Source organism: Acidovorax cavernicola (genome assembly GCF_003581445.1).
Genome location: NZ_QXMN01000252.1, coordinates 1 through 1,078 on the forward strand (window position 1 = coordinate 1; position 1,078 = coordinate 1,078).

The 1,078-nt window shown below is 67.1% G+C and carries 1 protein-coding gene and 1 pseudogene; both read left to right on the top strand.

What is annotated here, in order from left to right; genetic code table 11:
• Window positions 1-899 (top strand): phosphonoacetate hydrolase (gene phnA / locus D3H34_RS32940; protein ID WP_119558892.1); only part of this gene is annotated, 899 nt, incomplete at its 5' end.
• Between the two features lie 18 nt (window positions 900-917).
• Window positions 918-1,078: pseudogene (locus D3H34_RS34870) on the top strand (phosphonoacetaldehyde dehydrogenase); the annotation flags it as partial.

The window sequence follows — 1,078 nt, forward strand, 5'->3', positions numbered from 1 at the left end:
TGCTGGCCGCGTTCGCCGATGCGGGCGCCAAGCTCGCCGTGGTCACGGCCAAGGACAAGCTGCGCAAGCTGCTGGGCCACAAGATGAAGGGCATCTGCTTCTCGTCGGAGAAGTCGGACCAGGTGACCATGGAAGAGAACGGCATCGACAACGTGCTCGACATGGTCGGCATGCCGGTGCCTTCGGTGTACAGCGCCGAACTCTCGGAGTTCGTGTTCGCCGCCGGCGTGAAACTCATGGAGTCGCGCCGCCCCGACCTGATGTACCTGTCGACCACCGACTACGTGCAGCACAAGGCCGCGCCGGGCAGCCCCGCCGCCAACGCCTTCTACCAAATGATGGACGGCTACCTCGCGCAGCTCGATGCCCAGGGCGCCACCATCGTGCTCACGGCCGATCACGGCATGAACGACAAGCACGGCGCCGACGGCTCGCCCAACGTGATCTACCTGCAGGACGTGCTCGACGGCTGGTACGGCGCTGAAAAGGCCCGCGTGATCCTGCCGATCACCGACCCCTACGTGGTGCACCACGGCGCACTCGGCTCCTTCGCCACCGTGTACGCACCCGACGAAGCCAGCGTGCCGGGATGGATCGAACGCATCAAGGGCATCCCCGGCATGGAGCTTGTGCTCTCGCGCGCGGAGGCCGCCAAGCGCTTCGAGCTGCCACCGGATCGCATCGGCGACATCGTGGTGGTCAGCGAACGCAACACCGTCATCGGCACGGCGGCCAGCCGCCACGACCTGTCGGCGCTCGAAGTGCCGCTGCGCTCGCACGGGGGCGTGTCGGAGCAGCAGGTGCCGCTGATCTGCAACCGCCCGGTCGAAGGCATTGCCGCCGGCCGCCGGCTGCGCAACTTCGACGCGCTCGACATCGCCCTGAACCACGCGCGCTGAAACCGCACGGAGCACGCCATGAGCCAAGCCACTCTGAAGCCAGGCACCATCCACCGCGAAGCGCTGCGCATCGCAGGCGAGAAAGTCCACCGCGACCGCACCATCGAGGTCGCCTACCCGTACACGGGTGAGGTGATCGCCACCGTGCCCAAGGCTACGCTGGACGATGTGCGCAATGC